21 protein-coding genes, 2 tRNA genes and 1 pseudogene are annotated in these 25,729 nt (G+C 64.4%); 10 read left to right on the top strand and 14 right to left on the bottom strand.

Going from position 1 to position 25,729, the window contains the following annotated elements; genetic code table 11:
• Positions 1-29 precede the first annotated feature (29 nt).
• Both DNK34_RS07705 and DNK34_RS07700 read left to right on the top strand, forming a co-directional pair.
• Positions 30-605: an REP-associated tyrosine transposase gene (locus tag DNK34_RS07705; RefSeq protein ID WP_242675295.1), complete on the top strand. Its 576-nt coding sequence runs from the start codon at positions 30-32 to the stop codon at positions 603-605.
• A 191-nt stretch (positions 606-796) separates the two neighbouring features.
• Positions 797-1,209: pseudogene (locus tag DNK34_RS07700) on the top strand (DUF3592 domain-containing protein).
• Between the two features lie 111 nt (positions 1,210-1,320).
• Here DNK34_RS07700 and DNK34_RS07695 read toward each other — a convergent pair.
• From DNK34_RS07695 to DNK34_RS07685, 3 genes are all read right to left on the bottom strand, one after another.
• The gene (locus DNK34_RS07695) at positions 1,321-1,587 is read right to left on the bottom strand and encodes a DksA/TraR family C4-type zinc finger protein (RefSeq protein WP_131173315.1); all 267 of its coding nucleotides are present in this window, start codon (positions 1,585-1,587) and stop codon (positions 1,321-1,323) included.
• A 110-nt stretch (positions 1,588-1,697) separates the two neighbouring features.
• Entirely contained in the window at positions 1,698-2,561 is an 864-nt protein-coding gene (locus DNK34_RS07690; protein WP_131173409.1) for an isocitrate lyase/PEP mutase family protein, read from the bottom strand.
• Between the two features lie 253 nt (positions 2,562-2,814).
• The gene (locus tag DNK34_RS07685; protein WP_131173316.1) at positions 2,815-3,561 is read right to left on the bottom strand and encodes a substrate-binding periplasmic protein; all 747 of its coding nucleotides are present in this window, start codon (positions 3,559-3,561) and stop codon (positions 2,815-2,817) included.
• Positions 3,562-4,072: 511 nt separating this feature from the next.
• On the opposite strand from DNK34_RS07685, the gene DNK34_RS07680 reads away from it, so the two are divergent.
• From DNK34_RS07680 to DNK34_RS07660, 5 genes are all read left to right on the top strand, one after another.
• Positions 4,073-4,801: a VC0807 family protein gene (locus DNK34_RS07680; RefSeq protein ID WP_131173317.1), complete on the top strand. Its 729-nt coding sequence runs from the start codon at positions 4,073-4,075 to the stop codon at positions 4,799-4,801.
• Between the two features lie 12 nt (positions 4,802-4,813).
• Positions 4,814-5,281 (top strand): YqaA family protein, encoded by a 468-nt coding sequence (locus tag DNK34_RS07675; RefSeq protein WP_207401570.1) that lies wholly within the window; start codon positions 4,814-4,816, stop codon positions 5,279-5,281.
• Positions 5,282-5,464: 183 nt separating this feature from the next.
• Positions 5,465-6,418, top strand: a complete 954-nt coding sequence (locus tag DNK34_RS07670; RefSeq protein ID WP_131173318.1) for a lysylphosphatidylglycerol synthase transmembrane domain-containing protein — start codon at positions 5,465-5,467, stop codon at positions 6,416-6,418.
• A gap of 68 nt (positions 6,419-6,486) precedes the next feature.
• Entirely contained in the window at positions 6,487-7,752 is a 1,266-nt protein-coding gene (locus tag DNK34_RS07665; RefSeq protein ID WP_131173319.1) for an Hsp70 family protein, read from the top strand.
• 85 nt (positions 7,753-7,837) lie between these two features.
• The gene (locus DNK34_RS07660; RefSeq protein ID WP_131173320.1) at positions 7,838-8,563 is read left to right on the top strand and encodes a class I SAM-dependent methyltransferase; all 726 of its coding nucleotides are present in this window, start codon (positions 7,838-7,840) and stop codon (positions 8,561-8,563) included.
• A 130-nt stretch (positions 8,564-8,693) separates the two neighbouring features.
• Here DNK34_RS07660 and DNK34_RS07655 read toward each other — a convergent pair whose 3' ends face one another.
• On the bottom strand, positions 8,694-11,021 hold the full coding sequence (locus DNK34_RS07655) for a YgiQ family radical SAM protein (protein ID WP_131173321.1): 2,328 nt from the start codon (positions 11,019-11,021) through the stop codon (positions 8,694-8,696).
• A 246-nt stretch (positions 11,022-11,267) separates the two neighbouring features.
• Here DNK34_RS07655 and DNK34_RS07650 point away from each other — a divergent pair, with 246 nt between their 5' ends.
• Entirely contained in the window at positions 11,268-13,103 is a 1,836-nt protein-coding gene (locus DNK34_RS07650; protein WP_131173411.1) for a diguanylate cyclase domain-containing protein, read from the top strand.
• Here the strand turns inward: DNK34_RS07650 and alr are convergent.
• From alr to rnr, 8 genes are all read right to left on the bottom strand, one after another.
• Positions 13,088-14,152 (bottom strand): alanine racemase, encoded by a 1,065-nt coding sequence (gene alr / locus DNK34_RS07645; protein ID WP_131173322.1) that lies wholly within the window; start codon positions 14,150-14,152, stop codon positions 13,088-13,090. The two genes, DNK34_RS07650 and alr, sit on opposite strands and share 16 nt — an antisense overlap.
• Positions 14,153-14,238: 86 nt before the next feature.
• Positions 14,239-15,633, bottom strand: a complete 1,395-nt coding sequence (gene dnaB / locus DNK34_RS07640) for a replicative DNA helicase (RefSeq protein WP_131173323.1) — start codon at positions 15,631-15,633, stop codon at positions 14,239-14,241.
• 272 nt (positions 15,634-15,905) lie between these two features.
• Positions 15,906-16,352, bottom strand: coding sequence for a 50S ribosomal protein L9 (gene rplI, locus DNK34_RS07635; RefSeq protein ID WP_131173324.1), 447 nt, complete (start codon positions 16,350-16,352; stop codon positions 15,906-15,908).
• Between the two features lie 21 nt (positions 16,353-16,373).
• A complete protein-coding gene (locus DNK34_RS07630; RefSeq protein ID WP_131173325.1) occupies positions 16,374-17,267 on the bottom strand; it encodes a hypothetical protein in 894 nt (297 codons plus the stop codon).
• 36 nt (positions 17,268-17,303) lie between these two features.
• Positions 17,304-17,534 carry a 30S ribosomal protein S18 gene (gene rpsR, locus DNK34_RS07625; RefSeq protein ID WP_003246847.1) on the bottom strand — a complete coding sequence of 77 codons (231 nt, stop codon included), beginning with the start codon at positions 17,532-17,534 and terminating at the stop codon, positions 17,304-17,306.
• 28 nt (positions 17,535-17,562) lie between these two features.
• Entirely contained in the window at positions 17,563-17,985 is a 423-nt protein-coding gene (gene rpsF / locus DNK34_RS07620) for a 30S ribosomal protein S6 (protein ID WP_131173326.1), read from the bottom strand.
• 327 nt (positions 17,986-18,312) lie between these two features.
• A complete protein-coding gene (rlmB, locus tag DNK34_RS07615) occupies positions 18,313-19,074 on the bottom strand; it encodes a 23S rRNA (guanosine(2251)-2'-O)-methyltransferase RlmB (RefSeq protein ID WP_131173327.1) in 762 nt (253 codons plus the stop codon).
• Positions 19,071-21,548, bottom strand: coding sequence for a ribonuclease R (gene rnr, locus DNK34_RS07610; protein ID WP_131173328.1), 2,478 nt, complete (start codon positions 21,546-21,548; stop codon positions 19,071-19,073). The genes rlmB and rnr overlap by 4 nt, the downstream gene beginning before the upstream one ends.
• 202 nt (positions 21,549-21,750) lie before the next feature.
• Between rnr and DNK34_RS07605 the strand changes: the two genes are divergently transcribed.
• A tRNA-Leu gene (locus DNK34_RS07605) sits at positions 21,751-21,837 on the top strand.
• A gap of 74 nt (positions 21,838-21,911) precedes the next feature.
• A tRNA-Leu gene (locus DNK34_RS07600) sits at positions 21,912-21,998 on the top strand.
• A gap of 257 nt (positions 21,999-22,255) precedes the next feature.
• On the opposite strand, the gene DNK34_RS07595 is transcribed toward DNK34_RS07600, so the two are convergent.
• Together DNK34_RS07595 and DNK34_RS07590 are read right to left on the bottom strand one after the other, a co-directional pair.
• On the bottom strand, positions 22,256-24,190 hold the full coding sequence (locus DNK34_RS07595) for a methyl-accepting chemotaxis protein (RefSeq protein WP_131173329.1): 1,935 nt from the start codon (positions 24,188-24,190) through the stop codon (positions 22,256-22,258).
• Positions 24,191-24,391: 201 nt separating this feature from the next.
• Positions 24,392-25,687: an adenylosuccinate synthase gene (locus DNK34_RS07590; RefSeq protein ID WP_131173330.1), complete on the bottom strand. Its 1,296-nt coding sequence runs from the start codon at positions 25,685-25,687 to the stop codon at positions 24,392-24,394.
• Positions 25,688-25,729: the final 42 nt, after the last annotated feature.

The following is a 25,729-nucleotide window of genomic DNA, read 5'->3' as shown; positions in this document are numbered from 1 at the left end:
GGTCACTCACTTCACCAAGGACGGTGAACATGCGCTATCGACGCACCTGGGTGCCGGGCGGCACCTACTTCTTCACGGTCAACCTGGCCGACCGCTCGCAGAATCTGCTGACAGAACGGATCGACCTGCTACGCAACGCCTTGCGCGAGGTGCGCAAAGGCCATCCCTTCGGCATACCCGCCATGGTTATATTGCCTGACCACCTGCACTGCATCTGGCGGTTGCCCGAAGGCGACTGCGCCTATGCGACCCGCTGGGCATTGATCAAATCGACTTTTTCACGGCAGTTGCAAAGCACGGAGCCGATCTCGCTGTCACGCCACCTGAAGCGTGAGCGCGCCATCTGGCAACGGCGTTACAAGGAGCACTGCATCCACGATCAGGACGATCTGCAACGGCATATCGACTACATCCACTTCAACCCGGTCAGGCATGGGTATGTCACCCATCCCGGTGACTGGCCGTACTCATCCCTTCACCGCCATATCGGGCAAGGGCTGGTCCCGGCAGACTGGACGGGGGAGATAATGGAGTCACAGCCGGGGCTGAACGCGGAGCAGTCCAGGAACAGGCCATTCGCTATCGTTGGCAGGCTGGATGAATAGGGCTGCGGCGCTCCGCATCGCGGCGCCAGTCTCGTGGGCAAATGTGAACGAGATCATCGCAACGACGACCCCAAGGCACTACCTTACCGAGCCAGTCGACCCGAGCGTAACGGTGGTCATCGTCCGGGGGACCTGGCGCCCCTGGTCCTGTCGACGGATTCAGCACATGGAAGAACGGAGCAACGAACGGAATGTCCAGCCCCTCCAGCAATCGCCTCAAGGCCTCGCTTTTCATCTTTGTCGGCGCGGTTCTCCTGATCATCGCCGCCTTCCAGGGCGTCTCACGCCTGCAATTCATAAAGATCGCGAGCACCACGGAAGGCCGGGTAAGCGCCCTCAATGCCGGCGGCTCCCACCCCCAGATAGACTTCATTGATCAGCGCGGCGAAGCTATTTCCTATGCTCAAGGCGGTTCATATTCGGCTATCGCACAGGGATTCAGGTCGAGGTTCTCTATCTGCGCGACAACCCGGCCAACACCGCCGTGGTGAAAGATATCGGCGCGCTCTGGGGAGCCGTCCTGCTGTTCGCTCTACTCGGCACAGGCTTCACCATCGCTGGCGCGGCCAGCCTGAAAACGCCTCCAGAAGCGGGGCACGATTGATCGCATAAGGACGTCTCCAGCCTTGTCGGACTTACCCGTGCTCCCAGTGCCTGGAACTATGTGAACGCCAGTGGCGCGCTCCTCGGCGTCCAGGCAGGTATTGGCGGCGGCTCAGCGCAACTGGCTGTCCTTGCTGCCACGGCGGTTGTAACCGCTGAATTTCGCCTGTTCCTCGTCCTGCTCGCTCTGGCAGGCGACGCACAGGCGCACCCCGGGAATGGCCTTGCGCCGGGCCTCGGGGATGGGCGCGTCGCAGGCTTCGCAATGGCTCAGGCTTTCGCCCTTGGGCAACTGGCTGCGCGCGCGCTGCACGGCATCCTCGATGGTGCTGTCGATCTGTTCCTGCACGGCGCCGTCTTGCGCCCAACCGGTAGCCATAACGTTCTCCCGTTCAAGGTGCCGAACCTGAAGATAGGAGCGGGCGAGCGGACTTGGCAAGCGGCGGCCGACGGCGTGCCTCGCACTGCCTCAGCCCGATGCCGCGTCGCTCACTCCTTGACGTTCATGAAGTCCTCGGCCCAGGCCATGTAGTCTTCGGGCTGGGTGTACTTGTGCGACAGTTCCGAGGCGCTCAGGTCGCTGGCCACGGCGTCGCGCTGCTCGCGCAGGCAATCGTAGGTGGCCTTGATCGCGGCGAAGTAGGCGGCATGTCCGTTGACCACGATACGCACGCCCAGGCTGGCCAGACGCGCGTTGTCGCGCAACTGCGGATTGCCATAGGTGACCAGCATCAGCGGTACGCTGAGGTGCTCGGCGATCCTTTCCAGATGGGCGAAATCCTCGACGCCGACCATGCAGATGCCATCCGCACCGGCCTGTTGATAAGCCACGGTACGGCGGATCACTTCGTCGATGCTGAGTACGCCGGCGTTGGTCCGGGCGATGATCGCCAGGTCCGGATCGACGCGCGCCTCGAGGGCCGCGCGTACCTTGCCGACGCCTTCGGCGACGCTGATCAGGTCGGTGGACTTGCGATTGAACTGGGCCGGCAGCAACGTGTCTTCAATGGTCAGTGCGGCGATACCGGCACGCTCCAGCTCGACCACGGTGCGCATCACGTTCAGCGCGTTACCGTAGCCGTGGTCGGCGTCGGCGATCACCGGCAGGCGCGAGACACGGCCGATGCGGGTGGCCTGTTCGACGAACTCGCTGAGGGTGATCAGGGCGAAGTCCGGCGCCGCCAGCACCTGCAGGGAAGCCACCGAACCACCAAGGATACCGACCTCGAACCCCAGATCGCCGGCGATGCGCGCCGACATCGGATCGAACACCGAAGCGGTGTGGTAGCAAGCATCGGAGGTGAGCAGGGAGCGGAAGGCGCGGCGCAATTCATGGTGGGAAGCACGTTGCATGTTCGGCATAAGGCATTGTCCAAAACGTCAGATGAATCGGGGCTGCACGAGCGGGGCCATTGAGCATGGCTCGTCTGTCTCGCTGCAGCCGGCAGAAACGAATACAAGCGCGCTGCTCCGCCCGGGAGACGCGCCGCGGGTAACGGCTCAGGTCGTGCCGGCGCACGTTCGCCATGCACTACAGGTGGAAAACCGCCAGGGGCCTCCGGTCGTGCCATATAGCAGCAATTATCCAGCCAACTCGGTGCCGGGCTTACGGCGGTTCGACGCCGGGTAGCCATTGGCGGAAAATCGCCGAAAAACTGCCATCGCGGCGCATTTCCGCCAACTGCTGCTGCCACTCGGCGATGATCGCCGGGTCGGTATCCAGGGAAAAGGCGATGTAATAAGCCGTCTCCATGAAGGGCATGTGCGGCTGCACGTCGGCGGGGGTGAGCCCGGCGGGGGCCAGCATGTCCTCGAGCAGTATGTCCTCCAGGGCGATGAGCTTGACCCGGCCATGGCGGAACATGCTGACCATGATATCGGGTGTCGGCACGCCATAGAGATTGTCCAGGCCCATGCGGCTCAGCACTTCGTAACTGTACCATTGCTTGGGCACCGCGAGCGGGCCGCTGGCCGCCACCGCGTCGAGGTCATCGATGCGCAACTGGCGTGCCTTGAGCGAGTAGAAACGCCCCTTGCCCTGCAGGATCGGCCCGACCCACTGGAAGCGCTTCTCGCGGTCGACGGTGCGCACCATGGCGAACAGGCCCACATCGGGCTCACGCTGGGCGATGCTGTAGGCGCGTGTCCAGGGCAACACCTGGATCGTCGCCGGCCGGCTGGTGCGCGCGATCAGGGCACGTACCACGTCGACCCCGAAACCACGCAACTCGCCGTCTTCCTCGAAAGCCGTAGGACGCGCGCTCTCGGTGAAGATGCGCAGCTCGGCGCAGACACCGCCGGCCCACAGCATCAGCCCGCAGAGCAACACAGCGTAACCATGCAACAGGGCCATCGGCCGCTCCCTTCGTGCTGCAGCTGGATCATCGATTGGCCACTGGCAATCAGGATGTCAGGGCTCTGTCGCCACTCTCGCAGCCCCTGGAAAGTGAAAAAACCAGACAGCAATATCAGCTAATCTACCGCAGTACGCGATCCATTTCAGCCACTAAGCAGGGCAATCTGCCATGTCACGAAAGCCGGCATTTAGCCCTAATGCCGATCGGATAAGTTTTTTGCAGGAGCAGAGCGGCAAACCGCCGCCCGTGCAGGAGCGTCGACCTCGGCGCGATGCGATGGCGGCCATCGCACGAAGCCTGTCACGGCCACCCATCGCCGCGGGGTCGCGGCTCCCACAGGGCCTGGCAAACCGCCGCTTTGCGGCCAAACGCTTGACTGACTGGAGTCAGGCACCAGCCCGGCAAATGCGCCACGGAACAACTTTGTCATGATCCAACCGACAATCGGGCTGGCAGAGCGGGGCCAGTCAGGCGATCATCGCGGTTCTTCTTCGCACACTGAACGACATGACCGACGCCACCCATACCCCGCCCGCGACACACAAACCGCGCCCGCTGATCGATCTGCTGATCAGCATCCTGATCCCGTCGCTGATTCTCATGAAGCTCAGCGGCGAAGCGCGCCTGGGCCCGGACGGTGCGCTGCTGCTGGCGCTGGCCTTCCCCCTGGGCTGGGGCGCCTTCGAACTGATCAAGTACCGCAAATTCAACTTCGTCGCCCTGCTCGGCCTGGTCAGCGTGATCCTCACCGGCGGCATCGGCCTGCTGCACCTGAACACCCAGTGGCTGGCGATCAAGGAAGCGGCGATCCCCGGTCTGATCGGCATCGCCGTGCTGGTATCGACCCGCACCCGCTACCCGCTGATCCGCACCATGCTGTTCAACAAGGCCGTGCTCAACGTCGACAAGATCCACGAGCGCCTGGAACAGGGCGGCCATACCGAACGCTTCGAGGCACGCCTGCTCAGGGCCACCTACTGGCTCAGCGGCACCTTTTTCTTCTCCTCGGCGATGAACTACGTACTGGCCAAATGGATCGTCACCAGCCCGGCCGGCAGCGAGGCCTTCAACGACGAGCTGGGGCGCATGACCCTGCTCAGCTACCCGATGATCGCCATCCCGTCGATGATCATGCTGATGGCCATCTTCTACTACCTGTGGCGCACCATCCACGGCCTCACCGGCCTCAAGCTGGAAGAGATCATGGCCAACGCCGAGGCGGACAAGCCATCCTGACGGCCTGGCGCCTTGCTGGATATCTACGCCTATCTGGGGCTGTTCGTCGCCGCGTTCGGCGCGGCGACGCTGCTCCCTTTGCAGTCCGAGGCGTTGCTGGTGGCGCTGCTGCTCGGCGCCGCCCAGCCGATCTGGGCACTGCTGCTGGTCGCCAGCGCGGGCAATGTGCTCGGTTCGCTGGTCAATTGGTGGCTCGGCCGCTATCTCGAGCGTTTTCGCGGGCGCCGCTGGTTCCCGGTCAGCGATAAACGTCTGCAGCAGGCCCAGGCCTGGTATGGCCGTTACGGACGCTGGTCATTGCTGCTCAGCTGGTTGCCGGTCATTGGCGATCCACTGACCCTGGTGGCGGGCATCATGCGCGAACCACTGTGGCGTTTCGTGCTGATCGTAAGCCTCGCAAAAACTACCCGTTATGCCGTGCTGGCCGCGCTGACACTGGGTTTGGCCGGCGGAAACGACACACTCGGTAACGGCCTGTAAAGCGGTGCCAGTTGAGCATCGGGCCCGCCTCCGTGATACTGCGCACCCTGTACACCTACATCGCGGCAGGATATGCCCCGGGATAAGGTATGAACGATGGTTGCGACAGCTCATCGAATGCAGAGCCGACTGTCCATAGAGACGTGAAACAGGGGATCGCAGTTGCAAGGTACCAAACCCACGATGAAACGCAGTGACCTGATCTGGACGCTGATCGGGTTGTGTGCCGTGGTGGCGTCCTGTTTCTTGCTCTACCGCGAAGTACGCAACATTTCCCTCGACGAGATCGCCGAAAGCCTCAAGGCCATTCCGCACCTCAACTGGCTACTCGCCGGTGCCGCCACCCTGGGCGCCTATTGCGCCCTGGCCTGGTACGACCGCATCGCCATCGCCCACCTGGGCAAGAAGATTTCCTGGCGCTTCATCACCCTCTGCTCCTTCACCACCTATGCCCTGGCCCACAACATCGGCGCCTCGGTGTTCTCCGGCGCGGTCGTTCGTTACCGCGCCTACCGGACCAAGGGCCTGACGCCCCATGAAATCGGCATTCTGATCGTCTTCTGTTCCTTTACTTTCGCCCTCGGCACCCTGCTGGCCAGCGGTTGTGTGCTGGTGCTGCAGCCGGATCTGATCCATCGCGTGCTGGACGTCACCCCGCTGGTTTCCATCGCCGTCGGCTCGTTCCTGCTGCTGCTGGTCGGCCTGTACGTGCTGGGCTCGTGGCTGCAGTTCAAACCCTGGAATTTCGGCAAGCTGCACGTCGAATACCCGCGCCTGCGCATCGTTGGCCGCCAGTTGCTGGCCGGCCCGCTGGAGCTGGCCTGCGCCGCGGCGATCATCTATTTCGCCCTGCCCGCCGCGTACAACCCGGGCTATCCGGTGGTGCTCGGCGTGTTCCTCGCCTCCTTCTCCCTGGCGCTGCTGTCCCATGCCCCGGGCGGCCTGGGCGTGCTGGAAGTCAGCTTTCTCGCCGCGCTGCCGGAGATTCCCGCCTCGGACGTGCTGGCCGCGCTGATCGTGTTCCGCGGCTTCTACCTGCTGCTGCCTTTCGCCCTGTCGCTGATCGTGGTGCTGGGCTTCGAGTGGGGCCAGTGGCGCCTCAAGCGCGACGACGCACAGACACCGCCCCTGCCCTGACAACCGGAGCAGCATTCCAGCGCGCACTGACATAGAATGCGCGGCCGTTTTTCCGGAACAGTGCGAGCATGTCTTTTTCCACACCCGCCCGCGCCTGCGGCATCGACTTTGGCACCTCCAACTCCACGGTAGGCTGGCTGCGCCCCGATAGCGACCCGTTGATCGCGCTGGAAGACGGCAAGATCACGCTGCCCTCGGTGGTGTTCTTCAATATCGAGGAGCGTCGTCCGGTCTACGGACGCCTGGCCCTGCAGGAATACCTCGAAGGCTACGAAGGCCGCCTGATGCGCTCGCTGAAAAGCCTGCTCGGTTCCAAGCTGCTGAAAAGCGAGACCACGGTGCTGGGCAGTTCGCTGCCGTTCAAGGACCTGCTCGGTTTCTTCATCGGCGAGCTGAAGAAACGCGCCGAAGCGGTCGCCGAGCGACCGTTCGAGGAAGTGGTGCTGGGCCGTCCGGTGTTCTTCGTCGACGACGATCCCGCCGCCGATCAGGAAGCGCAGAACACCCTGGTCGCCGTGGCGCACAAGCTCGGCTTCAAGGACGTGTCCTTCCAGTACGAGCCGATTGCCGCCGCCTTCGACTACGAATCGGGCATCCAGCGCGAAGAACTGGTGCTGATCGTCGATATCGGCGGCGGCACCTCGGACTTCTCCCTGGTACGCCTGGCCCCCGAGCGGCGCGCCCTGGCCGAGCGCCAGGACGACATCCTGGCCACGGGCGGCGTGCATATCGGCGGCACCGATTTCGACAAGCAACTAAGCCTGCAGGGCGTGATGCCGCTGTTCGGCTATGGCAGCCGGATGAAGAGCGAGGCGCTGATGCCCACCAGCTTCCACCTCAACCTGGCCACCTGGCACACCATCAACGCGCTGTACGCACCAGCCTCGCAGAGAGCGCTGCAGAACATGCGCTACGACATCGTCGAGCCGATCGGCATCGATCGTCTGTTCAGGCTGATCGAACAGCGTGCCGGACACTGGCTGGCCATGCAGGTGGAAGAGAGCAAGATCGAACTGACCGAACGCGCCAACCGCCCCATCGACCTGCAACGCATCGAGCCCGGCCTGGTGGCGGAGCTGACCCGCGAGCTGTTCGAAAGCGCCATCGAACCGCTGCTCGAGCGTATTCGCGGCAGCGTCACGCAGTTGCTCGGCAACGCCGGCGTGACGGTCGAGCAGGTCGACACGGTGTTCTTCACCGGCGGCTCCAGCGGCATCCCGGCGCTGCGCCAGAGCGTCGCCGCCCTGCTGCCCAACGCCCGGCATGTGGAAGGCAACAACTTCGGCAGCATCGGCAGTGGCCTGGCCATCGAAGCGAAGAAGCGCTACGGCTGACCGGCACCGCCGAAGGTACTGGGCCACAGGGGCGCGACTGTCTTATATTCTCGTGGCCCCTTGACCCTTGCCAGGACGTGCCTGAATGCACACCCTCGAACGCATCTATCCGCTGAACATGGATCGACAGCTGGCCGCCGACCAGGCCACGCTCGACCTGCACATCCAGCGCTACGAGTTCGCCAGCCGCTCGCTGCATGGCCAACGCGTGCTCGATATGGCCTGTGGTTGCGGCTATGGCAGCGCGCTGCTGGCCGAGCGACACCCGGACAAGCAGATCACCGGCATCGACCTCGATCCCGAGGCCATCGCCTACGCCCAGGCCCATTACCAGAAGCCCAACCTGCGCTACCTGTGCACCAATGCCGAAACCTTCGCCGACAACGAGGGTTTCGACAGCATCGTCAGCCTGGAAACCATCGAGCACCTGCCCGACCCGGTTCGCCTGGTGGACAACTACGTCAGCCTGTTGGCCAAGGGCGGGCGCATCATCGCCTCGGTGCCGACCACGCCAACCCTGGATGGCAACCCGCATCACCTTCACGACTTCAGCCCGCGCAGCTTCTTCAGGCTGTTCCGCCGCCATGGCCTGAAGCCCTGGGAACGTTTCGAGCAGATCCAGCGCTGGGAGTTTTCCGGGCTGTTCAAGAAGCCCAGGAAAGCCGCACGCCAGCACCGCTCGGAAGGCGTCGGCAACGCCGTACTGGCGTATTACCGCAGCCACCCGCTGTACCTGTTCAAGCGGCTTTTCTCGATCCTGCGTTACGGCGCCAGCAACCGCTATCTGACCTGCCGCTTCAGCCTCGACTAGGCTGTACGCCCGCAAAGGCCGATAGGAGCGCTAAAGGCTGGAGGCTGAACGACAAGCAAACCGCACAGGCTCTTTCGTCCAGCTTTCCAGCCTCAAGCGCTTTTGATCGAAGGCCGAAGGCCGCTTCGCCTTAACGCGGTGCAACGGGCTTCTTCACCGGCTTCTTGCCTTTGCCCTTAGCCCCGGCACGCTCCCTGGCAGCCTGCTGGTTGCGCGCCTGGGCGGCGGCCTTGGCCTGCTCGCGCTTGTCCCACGGATTGCCGCCATCGCTGCCGCGCGGCGGCAGGCCGGTGTGCTGGGTCAGGATGCGCGTACTGCCATTGCCGGCGGCGGCCTTGCCGAGCTTCTTGCTGCCGGCCGGGGTGGAGTTCTTGCGCCGTGCGCTCTGGTATTCGTCGACCTTGGGCTGGTAGGCCGGGATCAACTGGTGCTTGCCGTTGCCGATCAGGTCGGCACGGCCCATGCGCTCCAGGGCTTCGCGCAGCATCGGCCAGCCCTTGGGGTCGTGGTAGCGCAGGAACGCCTTGTGCAGGCGCCGCTGCTGCTCGCTCTTGACGATTTCCACGGCATCGCTCTTGTAGGTGACCTTGCGCAGCGGGTTCTTGCCCGAGTGGTACATGGCCGTGGCGGTGGCCATCGGCGACGGATAGAAGGCCTGCACCTGGTCGGCGCGGAAGTCATTGCGCTTGAGCCACAGGGCGAGGTTCATCATGTCCTCGTCGGTGGTACCCGGGTGTGCGGCGATGAAGTACGGGATCAGGTACTGCTCCTTGCCCGCTTCCTTCGAATACTTCTCGAACATGCGCTTGAAGGTGTCGTAGCTACCGATGCCCGGCTTCATCATCTTGTCCAGCGGGCCGCGCTCGGTGTGCTCGGGGGCGATCTTCAGGTAGCCGCCGACATGGTGGGTGACCAGTTCCCGTACGTACTCCGGCGACTCGACGGCGAGGTCATAACGCAGCCCCGAGGCGATCAGGATCTTCTTCACCCCCGGCAACGCGCGGGCCTTGCGGTACAGCTCGATCAAGGACGAGTGGTCGGTATTCAGGTTCTCGCAGATACCCGGGAACACGCACGACGGCTTGCGGCAGTGCTTCTCGATCTCCGGGTCCTTGCAGGCGATGCGGTACATGTTGGCGGTCGGCCCGCCGAGGTCGGAAACCACGCCGGTGAAGCCCGGCACCTTGTCGCGCATCTCCTCGATCTCGCGAATGATCGAGTCGTGAGAGCGGTTCTGGATGATCCGACCCTCGTGCTCGGTGATCGAACAGAAGGTGCAGCCGCCGAAACAGCCGCGCATGATGTTCACCGAGAAACGGATCATGTCGTAGGCCGGGATCTTCTCCTTGCCATAGGCCGGGTGCGGCACGCGCGCATAGGGCATGCCGAACACGTAGTCCATTTCCTCGGTGGTCATCGGGATGGGTGGCGGGTTGAACCACACGTCCACATCGCCGTGCCGCTGCACCAGGGCGCGGGCGTTGCCCGGGTTGGTCTCCAGGTGCAGCACGCGGTTGGCGTGGGCATAGAGCACCGGGTCGTTGCGTACCTTCTCGAACGACGGCAGGCGGATCACCGTCTTGTCGCGCTCCAGGCGCGGGTGCGCGAGCAGTTGCACCACCTTGGCTTCGTTCGGGTCTTCGACCGGGCCTGAGCCGGCCGCTCCCTTTTCCTGCTCGATGGCGCAGGCCTGGGTGTCCTGGGTGTTGACGTAGGGGTTGATGATCTTGTCGACCCGGCCCGGGCGGTCGATCCGCGTGGAATCGAGCTCGAACCAGCCCTGGGGCGTATCACGACGGATGAACGCGGTACCGCGGATGTCCGAGATGTCCTCGATCTTCTGGCCATAGGCCAGGCGCTGGGCGATCTCGACCACGGCGCGCTCGGCATTGCCGTACAGCAGGATGTCGGCGCAGGCATCGATCAGGATCGAATGACGCACCTTGTCCTGCCAGTAATCGTAGTGGGCGATACGGCGCAGCGAGGCCTCGATGCCGCCGAGCACGATCGGCACGTGCTTGTAGGCTTCCTTGCAGCGCTGGCTGTACACCAGGCTGGCGCGATCCGGACGCTTGCCGGCCAGGCCGCCGGGCGTATAGGCGTCGTCGGAACGGATCTTCTTGTCCGCGGTGTAGCGGTTGATCATCGAGTCCATGTTGCCGGCGGCCACGCCGAAGAACAGGTTCGGCTCGCCGAGCTTCATGAAGTCGTCCTTGGACTGCCAGTTGGGCTGGGCGATGATGCCCACGCGAAAGCCCTGGGCCTCCAGCAGCCGGCCGATGATGGCCATGCCGAACGAGGGATGATCCACATAGGCATCACCGGTGACGATGATGATGTCGCAGGAATCCCAGCCGAGCTGATCCATCTCTTCCCGGCTCATCGGCAGGAAAGGCGCCGGGCCGAAACACTCGGCCCAGTATTTGGGATAGTCGAACAGCGGCTTGGCGGCGTGCATGGCGATGACCATTTTTTTCTGCAATTTCACGGGGCGCGGAATATAGCACAAATTTTAACCAAACCCGACTGCCGCGCTGGGTCAAGAAAGTGCTTTCCGATGGCATGCAAAGTGAGTGAATGGCGGTCACCAATCGCTATACTCTCGAGCCAGACGACGGCGGTCGAACGACGGCCCACAAGGACCACAAGGAGCGCCTGCTTGCAGCGATTAGGGCCTGTTCGCGTTTCACTGTTCCTGGTACTGATGCTGGTCTGCCTGAGCGCCCCTGTTCGCGCCGAGCCGATCATCCTCGATGCACACAGCAGCGGCCTGTCCCTGAACGGGCACATCGAACTGCTCGAGGATCACGGTGCCCGGCTGCAGATCGCCGACATAGCCGACCCTGCCGTGCAGCAGCGCTTCGCCGCCGCCCAGGGCAAGGCCAGCGTCGGCCAGAGCCGCGACCCCTGGTGGATCAAGGTGACCCTGCAACGCCAGGAGGACGCGCCAAGGCAGTGGTGGCTCGAGGTCGCCTCCGTCACCCTGCTCGATCTGCAGCTGTACCTGCCCGATGCCGAGCAGGGCTGGCGCCTGCGTCAGTCCGGCGAACGGGTCGCCTTCGCCGAAGGCCGCGACCATGCCCACCGGCGCATGTTGTTCCAGTTGCCGGAACTCGACGAGCAACCGCTGACCTTCTACCTGCGCAGCTACGATCCGGCCGGCAACTCCTTTCCCCTGACAGTCTGGCAACTCGACGATCTGAACACCCGGGTCATAGACGAAAACCTCTGGCTGGGCGTGATCTATGGCGTCATCACCGCCCTGCTGCTGTACAACCTGTTCATCTTCTTCAGCCTGCGCGACGCCGCCTACTTCTGGTACGTGCTGACCACCGCGGGCGCCCTGCTGATGATCGTCAGCATGACCGGCCACGGCTTCCAGTACCTGTGGCCTGGCGCGGCGGTGCCCTTCTGGCTGGATCGCATCAGCCTCCCGGCGCTCTGGGGCTTCGGCGCCTGCCGCTTCACCCAGACCCTGCTGCAGACCCGCCGCCATGTGCCCTGGGCCCACCACCTGCTGAGCCTGAGCTGCCTGTTGTACGTCGTCGCCGTCCTGGTCGATGCCTTCGGCCTGCGCGGCTTCGGCGCCTGGGTGTTCGTCGTGCTGTCGCTGACCAGCATTCCGGCGGCACTGTGGGCCTCGGCGGTACGCTGGCGCCAGGGCTACTTTCCCGCCTGCCTGTATTTCTGCGGCTACGGCATGATCCTGGCCAGCGTCAATCTGCTGTTGCTGCGCGCCACCGGGATCATCCAGCCGGCCGCCTGGAACGCCTACGTATTTCCCATTGCGGTGGCGGCCGAATCGATCCTGTTCTCCTTCGCCCTGGCCTATCGCATCCAGTTGCTCAAGAACGAAAAGGCCGAGGCCCTGCAACAGGCGGATCGCGAAAAGACCGCGCGCCTGGCCCAGGTTCAGGCCAGCGCCGACGAACTGCAGATCGCGGTGGAACGACGCACCGCCGAGCTCAAGGCCACCAACGAGCGCCTCTCCCTGCGCGAGCGTGAGCTACGCCACGCGGCCTTCCACGACCCACTGACCGAGCTGCCCAATCGCCGCCACCTGATCGAGCGCTGCGAAAGCGCCCTGATCGACGCCCGGCGCCGGGACGAAGGCCTGGCGCTGCTGCTGATCGACCTGGACCATTTCAAACCCATCAATGACCGCCATGGCCACGATGCTGGCGACCTGATGCTGCAATCCATCGCCAGGCGCCTGCGCGAGCATGTGCGCGGCAACGATACCGTGGCGCGCCTGGGTGGCGACGAGTTCGCCGTACTGATCTGCGCCGAGGATGCCGAACGCCACGCCCACGAAGTCGCCGGGCGCCTGCTGGCCGAACTGGCCAGGCCGGTCGACTATCGCGACCGGCAACTGACCGTCACCATCAGCATCGGCGTGGCCCTGTACCCGCAGCACGCCGATCAGTTCGCCAGCCTGTACAAGGCCGCCGACGAAGCCCTGTACCAGGCCAAGGCCGCCGGGCGTTCGAGCACGGCGATCTATGGCAGGCCGCAGAGTGTCCCTCAACCGCCGACATAACGCCGCGGCACCCGGGCACTGATCCCGGCGAGCAGCGCCGCGGAACGGCAACCGACGGCGCGGGCCACCTCGTCCACCGGCAACAACGCGCCCCATAGCTGCACCTCGTCACCGACCCGCGCATCGGGCAGGGCGCCGAGATCGACGCAGAGCATGTCCATCGCCACCCGGCCGACCAGCGGCACGCGCCGCCCGCGCACCAGCAGCGGGGTACCGCCCGGCGCCTGCCCGGGGTAGCCGTCGGCATAGCCACAACTGACCACGCCGATGCGCGACGGCGCCGCACCTCGGCCAACGCAGCCGTCAGTTGCCAGGTCGCGCACGGCCATCAGCCGCGCGTTCAGGCTCAGCGCCGGCTGCAGGCCCAACTGCGCGGCGTCCCGGTCGGTGAAAGGCGACGCGCCGTACAGCATCAATCCCGGCCGGACCCAGTCCATATGCGCTGCCGGCAGGCTGAGCGTCGCCGCCGACGCGGCCAGCGAGCGCTGGCTGAACGGCAGGTCCAGCAGTTCCGCAACACACGCCATCTGCCGCGCGATAACGGCGTCGACCGGCGCTTCGGCACAGGCCAGCTGGCCGAGCAGGTTGACCTCGGCCACCTGCGGCGCGCCATGCAGACTCGCCGCGACCTCGCGGAGCGCCCAGGGCGCAAAACCTGGCTGACAGGGCTCGCTGCCCAGTGCCAGCCAGACCCGCAGCGGCTGCGACAGCGTCGCGCCGAGCAGCGCCTGAACCTGTTCACGGCTGTGCAACAGCAGATCCAGGCTCAGGTGTGCCGCCATCGGCAGCGCCTCGCCGGTGAAACAGCCTTGCAGCACCAGAATCCGGGCCTGCCCGTGCATGGCGCGCACCTCCGCCGCTTCCTCCAGCGTGGCCACGGCAAAGCCGTCGGCGTCGGCATGCAGCGCCGTCACCACCTCGCGCACGCCATGGCCGTAGGCGTTGGCCCTGACCACCGCGAACACCTTGCTCCCCGGCGCGCAGCGCCTGGCAACGGCATGGTTGTGGCGGATGGCGGCCAGATCGACAAGGGCGCATAGCGGGCGCATGGTGATGTCCTGCACATGAAAAACGGGGGCCCAGTGTGCGTCAGCGGGCGCTCGCGCTCATTGAGCGATGTCAGTTCGGCGGCGCGCTATTCGTCGTCGAACTGGTAGCTGCCCGGCGCCAGGTTCTCGAAGCGCGAATACTTGCCGAGGAAGGCCAGGCGCGCCGTGCCCAACGGGCCGTTACGCTGCTTGCCGATGATGATCTCGGCCACGCCCTTGAACTCGGTCTCGGGGTGATACACCTCGTCGCGGTAGACGAACAGGATGATGTCGGCGTCCTGCTCGATCGCCCCGGATTCACGCAAGTCGGAGTTGATCGGGCGTTTGTTCGGGCGCTGTTCCAGTCCGCGGTTGAGCTGTGACAAGGCGATCACCGGACAGTTGAACTCCTTGGCCAGCGCCTTGAGCGAGCGCGAGATCTCGGAAATCTCGTTGACCCGGCTATCGCCACTGGAGCCGGGAATCTGCATCAGTTGCAGGTAGTCGACCATGATCAGGCCGATCTCGCCGTGCTCGCGGGCCAGGCGCCGGGTGCGCGCGCGCATTTCCGACGGCGAGATACCCGCGGTGTCGTCGATGAACAGCTTGCGATCGTTGAGCAGGTTGACCGCCGAGGTCAGGCGCGGCCAGTCGTCGTCGTCCAGGCGCCCGGCCCGCACCTTGGTCTGGTCGATACGCCCGAGGGAGGCGAGCATACGGATGACGATGGATTCCGAAGGCATCTCCAGGGAATACACCAGGATCGACTTGTCGCTGCGCATCAGCGCGTTTTCCACCAGGTTCATGGCGAAGGTGGTCTTGCCCATGGACGGCCGGCCGGCGACGATGATCATGTCCGCCGGCTGCAGGCCGCTGGTCAGGTCATCCAGATCGGTGAAGCCGGTGGACAGCCCGGTGATCGCATCGCCGTTATTGAACAGCTCGTCGATACGGTCGATGGCCTTGACCAGGATGTCGTTGATGCCCACCGGGCCACCGGTCTTCGGCCGCGCCTCGGCGATCTGGAAGATCAGCCGTTCGGCCTCGTCGAGGATTTCCTCGCCGGTACGGCCTTCCGGCGCGTAGGCGCTGTCGGCGATCTCGTTGCTGATGCCGATCAGCTTGCGCAGGGTGGCGCGCTCGCGAATGATCTGCGCATAGGCCTTGATGTTGGCCACCGACGGGGTGTTCTTGGCCAGTTCGCCGAGGTAGGCCAGGCCGCCAACCTGGGACAGTTGCCCTTCCTTGTCCAGCTGCTCGGACAGGGTCACCACATCGAAGGGGTGGTTGCGCTCGGCCAGCTTGAAGATGGCGCGGAACACCAGGCGGTGGTCGTGGCGGTAGAAATCGCCATCGGAGACCTGATCGAGTACCCGTTCCCAGGCATTGTTGTCGAGCATCAGCCCGCCGAGCACCGCCTGCTCGGCCTCGATCGAGTGCGGCGGCACCTTCAGGGCAGAGGTTTGCAGGTCGTACTGTTCGGGAATGCTGATCTCGTTCATAAGGCTCTGGGCAGAATGCTTGCGTTGAAAAACAAAAGGCACGGCATCGCTTTCGCAATGCCGTGCCCGATGTTAGCGGGACTGCACCTGAGTGCAAGCCCGCCGAGCAGCTTACTTAGAGCCTTTCTACGATCTCGCGAGCTAGAGCCATGCAAGGCCTAGGCGGCCCCGCAAAAACAGGCGAGGATGCGGAGTTTACGAGCTGTAAATGAGCAATCCGAGCCTGTTTTTAACACCGCAGGGCCGACGCGCAGCAGATCGTAGATAGGCTCTTAGGCGGCTACCACTACTACCTTGACAGTCGCTTCGACATCGCTGTGCAGGTGCACGGCCACGTCGTATTCGCCGATCTGGCGAATGGTACCGTTGGGCAGACGAACTTCGGCTTTGGCCACTTCGACGCCGGAGGCGGTCAGGGCGTCAGCGATGTCGTGGGTGCCGATGGAGCCGAACAGTTTGCCTTCATCGCCCGCGGTAGCGGTGATGGTGACTTCCAGTTCAGCCAACTGAGCGGCACGAGTTTCAGCGGATGCTTTCTTCTCGGCAGCCAGTTTTTCCAGCTCGGCGCGACGGGCTTCGAACGCAGCGAGGTTGGCCTCGGTAGCGGCAGTCGCCTTGCCCTGCGGCAGCAGGAAGTTGCGGCCGTAACCAGCCTTGACGCTAACTTTGTCGCCCAGGTTGCCCAGGTTGGCGATTTTTTCCAGCAGGATCAGTTCCATTTGGTAATAACCTCTTAACTTTTAACCTTCACCGTTCGTGGGGCCCGAACCAGGCTTGCTCGCCAGGCGACCACGAAAATCAAACAGACTGTCGACGATGGCCAGAACCACCAGCAAGGGATAGGTCACCTGCATGAACAGCAGCAGCGTGATGTACAGCCCGACCAGCCAGAACCTGGACAGTCGCCCCTGCGCCACCAGCCCGTGCAACAGGGCTATGGCGGCGAACGCCAGCGGAACACTGCACAGCGGCGTCAGCATGGCCATCTCGATACCCAGACTGGGCCCGAGCAGCATGCCGGCCAGCAGCAACATCGCCAGCATCGGCGGGAATCTCAGTTCGCGAAACTCGGAACCGAAACCTCCCGGGTTGTACAACGACGCCTGCCAGAACCGCCCGAGCATCAGGCTAAGCAGGCTGACCACTTGCAGCAGAGCCGCCAGCAATCCGGTCAGTACCGGTGCGATGAGACTCTTCAGGCGCGCTTGATCGTCCACCGACATCTGCTGGTGAACCCCATCGAGCATCTGCGGCAGCAGCTTGTTCAGCTCCGCCGCCATGGCTTCGATGGGCTCGCGAAACGTAGCGCCCAATACCAGTCCATACACCAGGCCCAGCGCAATGCTGCACAGCAGCACGCGACTCCAGGGCCAATTGGCGCGCAACAACAGCGCCAACCCCAGCGCACCGAGCAGCACCAGAAGGGTGCGCGGTTCGCCGAAGTACCACCAGCCAACGGCTGGCAGCAAAGCCCAGGCGAGGATGCCGAGGGCATCGCTCAGACCACGCCGCAGGAGCACCAGGCAACCGGCGGCGGCACTTAACCAGAACAGCAGCGGCAATGCCGCGGAACCGACCACCACCAGGGTGGCCTGCATACGGCCGCGCATAATGAATTCAGCCAAGGCGCGCATGCGTTCTATCCCTTACTACTTGTCGATCGTCCGATCTCAGCGGCCGTGGCTGTCGGTGTAGGGCAGCAGGGCCAGGAAGCGGGCGCGCTTGATAGCGGTAGCCAGCTGACGCTGATAACGAGCCTTGGTACCGGTGATACGGCTAGGAACGATCTTGCCGGTTTCCGAGATGTAGGCTTTCAGGGTGTTGAGATCTTTGAAATCGATCTCTTTCACGTCTTCAGCGGTGAAACGGCAGAATTTACGACGACGGAAGAAACGTGCCATGGGATTGGCTCCTCAATAGATCCGTGGATTACTCGTCAGCGTTGTCGCTGTCGTTGTTGTCACTGTCATCGCCATCGTTGGATTCGGCGTTTTCAGGACGGTCACGACGCTCACGGCGCTCACTGCGGTTTTCTTCGGCCTTGAGCATCTCGGACTGACCGGTGACGGCTTCGTCGCGACGGATGACCAGGTTACGGATCACGGCATCGTTGTAGCGGAAGTTGTCTTCCAGCTCGGCCAGGGCCTTGCCGGTGCACTCAACGTTCAGCATCACGTAGTGAGCCTTGTGAACGTTGTTGATGGCGTAGGCCAGTTGACGACGGCCCCAGTCTTCCAGGCGGTGGATCTTGCCGCCGTCTTCTTCGATCAGCTTGGTGTAACGCTCGACCATGCCGCCGACTTGCTCGCTCTGGTCCGGGTGAACCAGAAAGATGATTTCGTAATGACGCATGAATGCTCCTTACGGGTTGTAGCCTGCCGCGAAATGCGATCAGGCAAGGAGTGAATGACTCTGTGGGTCTTGCCGCAAGCGGGGAGGCGCGCAAACGCCTGCCGTGACAGCAAGGGGCGACATTCTAGAGAAGCCCCCCACCTCACGCAAGGTGAACTGGTGAAAAAATGAGCAAGAAGCTGGAGGCTGGAGGCTGGAGGCTGGAGGCTGGAGGCTGGAGGCTGGAGGCTGGAGGCTGGACAGCGTTTTGCTCGGCCCTGACCCGGTCAAGCTTTTTCGTCCAGCCTTCAGCCTCCAGCGCTGTTCTCGGCTTCTAGCCTTTCTCGTTCAGCCTCCGGCTGCTTTTCGCTTCGCGCTCCTCTGGCGTAGCGCCTCGAACAGACAGACGCCGGTCGCCACCGAGACATTCAGGCTGCTGACGCTACCCGCCATGGGCAGCTTCACCAGGTAGTCGCAGTGCTCGCGGGTCAGCCGGCGCATGCCCTTGCCCTCGGCGCCCATGATCAGCACCGTGGGCCCGGTCAGGTCCTGCTGATACAGCTCCTGCTCGGCCTCGCCGGCCGTGCCGACCACCCACAAGCCGCGCTGCTGCAGCTTTTCCAGGCTGCGCGCCAGGTTGGTCACGGCCACCAGCGGGATGACTTCGGCCGCCCCGCAGGCGACCTTGCGCACCACCGGCGTCAGGGTCGCGGACTTGTCCTTGGGCACGATCACCGCCAGCGCCCCGGCCGCATCGGCGGTACGCAGGCAGGCGCCGAGGTTGTGCGGATCGGTGACGCCATCGAGCACCAGCAGCAAGGGTGGCCCTTCGGCACGGTCGAGCAGTTCCTCGAGCATGGCCTCGCCCCACACCTGGCTGGGGCTGACCTCGGCGACCACGCCCTGATGCACGCCCTCGACCCAGGCATCCATCTCGCGGCGCTCGCACTGGCCGACCGCGACCCGCGACCGAGCGGCCAGTTCGAGCAGCGGCTGCACTCGCGGATCGCTGCGCCCGTCGGCCAGCCAGACCTGCTTCACCCGCTTGGGGTGATGGCGCAGCAAGGCTTCGACGGCATGCACGCCGTAGATCTTTTCCAGCTGGCTCATGACTTGGTCTTGCCCTTCGACGGCCCCTTGCGCTGCCTGCTCGGCTTGGCGTCCTTGGCTGGCGCCTTGCCCGACTTGGATTCGGCCAGCAGGGCCTTTTTCACGTCGCGGCTTTTCTGCACGTCGGTGTTGCCCGGCGCGGCACCCCGCCCACCCTTGGCCGTGCGTGCGCTGTCGGCGCCCTCACGGCGCTTGCGCCCGGCCGGGGCCTCGGTGACGCTCTGCGCCATCTCGAAGTCGATCTTGCGCTCGTCCAGGTCGACGCGCATGACCTTGACCTCGACGCTGTCGCCCAGGCGGAAATTGCGCCCGGTACGCTCGCCGGCCAGGCGGTGGTGCACGGGATCGAAGTGGTAGTAGTCGCCCGGCAGCGCGGTGACGTGCACCAGGCCTTCGACGTAGATGTCCTTGAGTTCGACGAACAGACCGAAGCCGGTCACCGCGGTGATCACGCCCGGGAAGGTCTCGCCCACGCGATCCTTCATGAACTCGCACTTGAGCCAGTTGACCACGTCGCGGGTGGCCTCGTCGGCGCGCCGCTCGGACATCGAGCACTGCTCGCCCAGCTGCTCCAGCGCCGCCTCGTCGTACGGATAGATGCGTGCCTTGGGCATGCTTGCCGCCCCCACACGCTTGACATGGGGGGTGTCCTGCTTGGAGCGGATCACACTGCGAATGGCACGGTGGATCAGCAGATCCGGGTAACGCCGGATCGGCGAGGTGAAGTGCGCATAGGCCTCATAGTTGAGCCCGAAGTGACCCTGGTTGTCGGCGCTGTACACCGCCTGACTGAGCGAGCGCAGCATCACGGTCTGGATCAGGTGGTAGTCGGGACGCTCGCGGATGCTTTCCAGCAGCGCCTGGTAGTCCTTCGGCGACGGGCCGTCCTTGGACTTGCCGCGGTGCAGGGAAAGGCCCAGCTCGGTGAGGAACGCCTTGAGTTTTTCCAGACGCTCCGGCGGCGGGCCGTCGTGCACCCGGTACAGTGCGGGAATGCCGTGCTTCTGCATGAACGCCGCCGTGGCCACGTTGGCCGCCAGCATGCATTCCTCGATCAGCTTGTGCGCATCGTTGCGCTGGGTCGGGCGGATTTCGGCGATCTTGCGCCCGGAACCGAAGATGATGCGGGTCTCCTGGGTCTCGAAATCGATGGCGCCACGCTCATGGCGCGCCGCCAGCAGCACCTGGTACAGCGCATACAGTTGCTTGAGGTGCGGCAGCACGTCCTTGTACTCGCTGCGCAGGGCCTTGCCTTCGCTGCTCTTGGGCTGCTCGAGCATGGCACTGACCTTGTTGTAGGTCAGCCGCGCATGGGAGTGGATCACCGCCTCGTAGAACTGGTAGTCGGTCATCTTGCCGGTCTTGGAGAGGGTGATCTCGCAGACCATGGCCAGCCGATCCACCTGCGGGTTCAGCGAGCACAGGCCGTTGGACAGCTCCTCCGGCAGCATCGGGATGACCCGCTCGGGGAAGTACACCGAGTTGCCACGCACCTGGGCCTCGGCGTCCAGCGCCGAGTCGACCTTGACGTAGTGGGAGACGTCGGCGATGGCCACGTAGAGCTTCCAGCCACCGGAGAACAGCCGCCAGTTGCTGCCGTTCTTCTCGCAGTACACCGCATCGTCGAAATCGCGCGCGTCCTCGCCGTCGATGGTGACGAAGGGGATGTGGCGCATGTCGACGCGCTTTTCCTTGTCCTTCTCCTCGACTTCCGGCTTGAGCTTGCGCGCTTCCTTGACCACGGCCTCGGGCCAGACATGGGGAATATCGTAGCTGCGCAGCGCCACGTCGATTTCCATGCCCGGCGCCATGTAGTTGCCGACCACTTCGACCACGTCGCCCTGGGGCTGGAAGCGCGGCGTCGGCCAGTGGGTGATCTTCACCTCGACGAACTGGCCCTGCTTGGCTCCGGCATTGCGCCCCGGCGTGACCAGCACTTCCTGCTGGATCTTGGGATTGTCGGCGACCACGAAGCCGATGCCGCTTTCTTCGTAGTAACGGCCGACGATGCTTTCGTGCCCCCGGGAAATCACCTCGACGATGGCGCCCTCGCGGCGCCCCCGGCGATCGAGCCCGGAAACCCGGGCCAGCGCCCGGTCGCCATCGAACACCAGACGCATCTGCGCCGGGCTGAGGAACAGGTCGTCACTGCCATCGTCCGGCACCAGGAAGCCGAAGCCGTCACGGTGACCGCTGACGCGGCCCAGGATCAGATCGAGCTTGTCCACCGGCGCGTAGGTGCCGCGGCGGGTATAGATGAGCTGGCCGTCGCGCTCCATGGCGCGCAGGCGGCGGCGCAACGCTTCGGTCTGCTCCTCGGTGGTCAGGCCGAACTCATCGAGCAGTTGCTCGCGGTTGGCGGGAGAGCCGCGCTCGGCGAGGTGCTGCAGAATCAGCTCGCGACTTGGAATGGGGTTTTCATATTTTTCCGCTTCACGAGCGGCCTCGGGATCGAGGGATTGCCAATCGGCCATATAGAGGTCATTCACCTTATGTACAAATTCGGTTTGCCATGTGCCTATTGAAGCGCGAAAGCGCCCTCCGGGTCAGCTTTCGGCGACAATAATTTTTCACCAGCGGGGCTTTACAAGGCAAAAGCGCGACCGTATAGTTCGCGCCCACAGCGTCGAGCAGACGTTGTAACACGGAAACAGATGAGCAATCATCCGTTTCAGTGCCCAGGTGGCGGAATTGGTAGACGCGCTGGTTTCAGGTATCAGTGATCGCAAGATCGTGGAAGTTCGAGTCTTCTCCTGGGCACCAAACTCTAGAAGCACGATCTGATCGTGCTTCACAACGGATGCAACGCTCCGTGTCGGCAACGACGAAGATTGCACGCCCAGGTGGTGAAATTGGTAGACACGCCAGCTTCAGGTGCTGGTGACCTTACGGTCGTGGAAGTTCGAGTCTTCTCCTGGGCACCAATTGAAAAAACCGAGCCAATGGCTCGGTTTTTTATTGCCCGGAAGAAAGGCTGGACGCTGGACAGCGTTGTGCTCGGCCTCGCCACCGTCAAGCTTTTTCGTTCAGCCTTCAGCGCCTTTATCGGCTCCTACCCCGTAGCCTGGGTTGAGCGCAGCGATACCCAGGTGAACCCTTCCCGGGTGTCGCTCCGCTCGACCCGGGCTACCAGGCTCACTTGTCGCTTGAAGCTTGCAGCTTGCAGCTTGCCGCTGCTCCTTCAGACCTTGAACTGGCCCAGGCTGGCCTTCAACTGCCCTGCCAGGCCATCGAGCACTCGGCCGCTGGCGGCCGTCGCCGCCACCGCTTCGGCCGCGCGCTGCGCCTCGGCATGAATCACTTCGACCCGCCCGCGCACCGCATCGGCTCCTTCGGCCTGATGCGCCGCGGCCTGGGTCGCGGCGTTGATCGCGCCATGCACGTCCTCCACCGAGCTCTGCACCGCCTGCTGTATCCGCGCGCTCTCGCGCAGCGCCGCCAGGCCCTGGTCGGCCTGCTGGCCCGCCTGACCGATGGCGCCGACAGCTTCGCGGGCGCCCTGCTGCAAGGCGACGATATGCGACTGGATATCGCCGGTGGACTGCTGGGTCTTGCTGGCCAGCGCCCGCACCTCATCGGCCACCACGGCAAAACCGCGCCCGCTCTCGCCGGCGCGCGCAGCCTCGATGGCGGCGTTCAGGGCCAGCAGATTGGTCTGCTCGGCGATCGAGCGGATCACCGTCAACACCACCTCGATCTGCTCGCTCTGCTTGGCCAGGCGCTCGATCACCGCCGAACCGGCATCCACCCGCTGCACCAGTTCCTCGATGGAAGCGCCGACGCGCGTGCCGATGGCGGCATTGTCCTGGGTCGCCTGACGGATCGCCTCGACCCGTTGCAAGGCCTCCTGCATGGCGCGGCTTTCAGCCTGCGCCTCGTCCGCCATCGAGGCCAGGGCCTGCAGGCTGGCCGCCACTTCGTCACGCTGCCTTTCGGCCGCCGACTCCGCCGCCGCGCTGCGCGTCGCCAACGCACCGATTTCCTGCCCGGTACGCACCGCCACCTCGCCCGCCTCGCGCACGATGGGATGCAGCTTGGCGACGAAGCGATTGACCGCCGACGCCATCTCGCCGACCTCGTCACGGCTGTCCAGCTCGATACGCCGGGTCAGATCGCCCTCGCCGGCCGCCAGGTCATCCATGGCGTCGATCAGCGTACGCAGCCGCACCACCACCCGCCGACCGAGCACGATCGCCAGCGCCAGCAACACCCCCAGGCCGACCACCGCCAGCCCCAGGCCGATGCGCCAGCGCAGATTGCTCGCCGCCTCGCCGACCGCCGCACTGGTATTGGCCGACATGCCCTGGGCCGCCTGCTGAGCCGCGGCGAGGCGTGCCGTCAGCGCGGCGGCGCTATCGGTGGAGGCGCCCGCCAGGCTGTCCGCGACCAATTGCCCGCCACTGGCGATCAGCGCCTCGAAGCGTGCATCGACCGCCGCCAGCTCCGTATCGATGGAAGCGGTGGAGACGCCCATCAGCACCTTGCCGATCTCGACGCCATTGGGATTGATACTCGCCTCGACGAAGTACACCGCAGGATCGCTCTTGGCGGCGTCAAGCACCTTGTCCAGGGCGCGCTCACCGGCACCTTTCTCGAGCATGACCTTGATCTGCTCGTTCTGCCGGTTCAGATAGCGGGTCAGGTGGTTGCCTTCGGCATCGTCATAGATGACGAACAGGACATTGGGGTTACGCTGCGCCCGCCGGGCGAATTCCGACAGTGCCGGCGTATCGGCGTCCCACATGGCCCGCGGCGCCACGGCCGCGAGCAACTGCGCCAAATCATTGGCGGAATCCTTCAGGCCTTTCTCCAGACTGGCGCGCATCTGCGCCTGTTCTTCGCTCAGGCGCGCCGAGAGCCCGGCGGAAAGACTCTCGCGGGTACGCACGGAAAGCCCGCCCAGGCTGGCCGAAACCTCGCGATTGGCCTCTTCCAGTTCGGCGGAAAGGCGCCCGGCATCGCTGCCCAGCTGACGCTCCAGATCTGTCACTAGGCCCTCTACCGTGCCGCGGGTCAGCGCCAGCACCAGCAGCACCTGGACGAACAGCGCGACCCCCAATGCAACGAACACCGGCAGCAACAGACGGCTGCGCAACAGCGACAGAACAGCGAACACGGGCAAATCCTCCGACCGCCAGAGCTGGCGTCAACATCAAGGTAGGATCAAGATAAAGCAAGGCTCATGCCGTATGCCGGCATTTTGCCACGCTCGGCGAATTACCTTATCTCATATACGCGAACGGGCCGCACCCGGCGACCCGTTCGCTACACCCTGACTGCCCGCCGCGTATCCCCGCGTACGGGGATCGCGCCCGCCTCAGGCGAAGGGGTGACGCAGCACGATGGTCTCGTTGCGATCCGGCCCGGTGGAAATGATGTCGATGGGCGCGCCCACCAGTTCTTCCACGCGCTTGATGTAGGCGCGGGCGTTGGCCGGCAGCTCTTCCAGGGACTTGACGCCCAGGGTCGACTCGCTCCAGCCCGGCACTTCCTCGTACACCGGCTGCAGACCGAGGTAGCTGTCGGCATCGGTCGGCGCATCGACCAGCACGTCACCGTTCTGATCCTTGTAGCCGACGCAGATACGGATGCTCTCCAGGCCGTCGAGCACGTCCAGCTTGGTCAGGCACAGACCCGAGATGCTGTTGATCTCGATGGCGCGACGCAGGATCACCGCATCGAACCAGCCGCAGCGACGGGCGCGGCCGGTGGTGGCGCCGAACTCGTGGCCACGCTTGGCCAGGAACGCGCCGGTCTCGTCGAACAGCTCGGTGGGGAACGGACCGGAACCGACCCGGGTGGTGTAGGCCTTGGTGATGCCGAGGATGTAATCCAGGTACAGCGGACCGAAACCGGAACCGGTGGCGATACCGCCGGCGGTGGTGTTGGAACTGGTCACGTAGGGGTAGGTGCCGTGGTCGATATCCAGCAGCGAGCCCTGGGCGCCCTCGAACATGATGTCCTTGCCGGCGCGACGCAGTTCGTGCAACTCGGCCGTGACGTCGACCATCATCGGCTTGAGCTGCTCGGCGTACGCCATGCACTCGTCGAGCGTCTGCTGGAAGTCGATGGCCGGCTCTTTGTAGTAATTGACCAGCACGAAGTTGTGGTAGTCGAGCAGTTCGCCGAGCTTGGCGGCGAAACGCTCGCGGTGGAACAGGTCGCCGATGCGCAGGCCGCGGCGCGCCACCTTGTCTTCGTAGGCCGGGCCGATGCCGCGACCGGTGGTGCCGATCTTGTGCTCGCCACGGGCCTTCTCGCGCGCCTGATCCAGCGCCACGTGATAGGACAGGATCAGCGGACAGGACGGGCTGATGCGCAGACGCTCGCGTACCGGCACGCCCTTTTCTTCGAGCTTGACGATTTCCCGCATCAGCGCATCGGGAGCGACCACCACGCCGTTGCCGATCAGGCATCGCACGCCTTCGCGCAAGACCCCGGAAGGAATCAGGTGCAGTACGGTCTTCTCACCGTCGATCACCAGCGTGTGGCCCGCGTTGTGCCCACCCTGGTAGCGCACGACAGCCGCCGCGTGCTCGGTCAGCAGATCGACGATCTTGCCTTTGCCCTCATCACCCCACTGGGTGCCCAGGACGACGACATTCTTACCCATAACACTTGTCCTCTTCGCGCAAGCTTGATGCCGGCCATGGCC

Source organism: Phytopseudomonas dryadis (assembly GCF_004327355.1).
Taxonomy (GTDB): domain Bacteria; phylum Pseudomonadota; class Gammaproteobacteria; order Pseudomonadales; family Pseudomonadaceae; genus Aquipseudomonas; species Aquipseudomonas dryadis.
The sequence above is the reverse complement of the archived record's forward strand: the minus strand, read 5'-3'. Positions and strand labels throughout refer to the sequence as shown.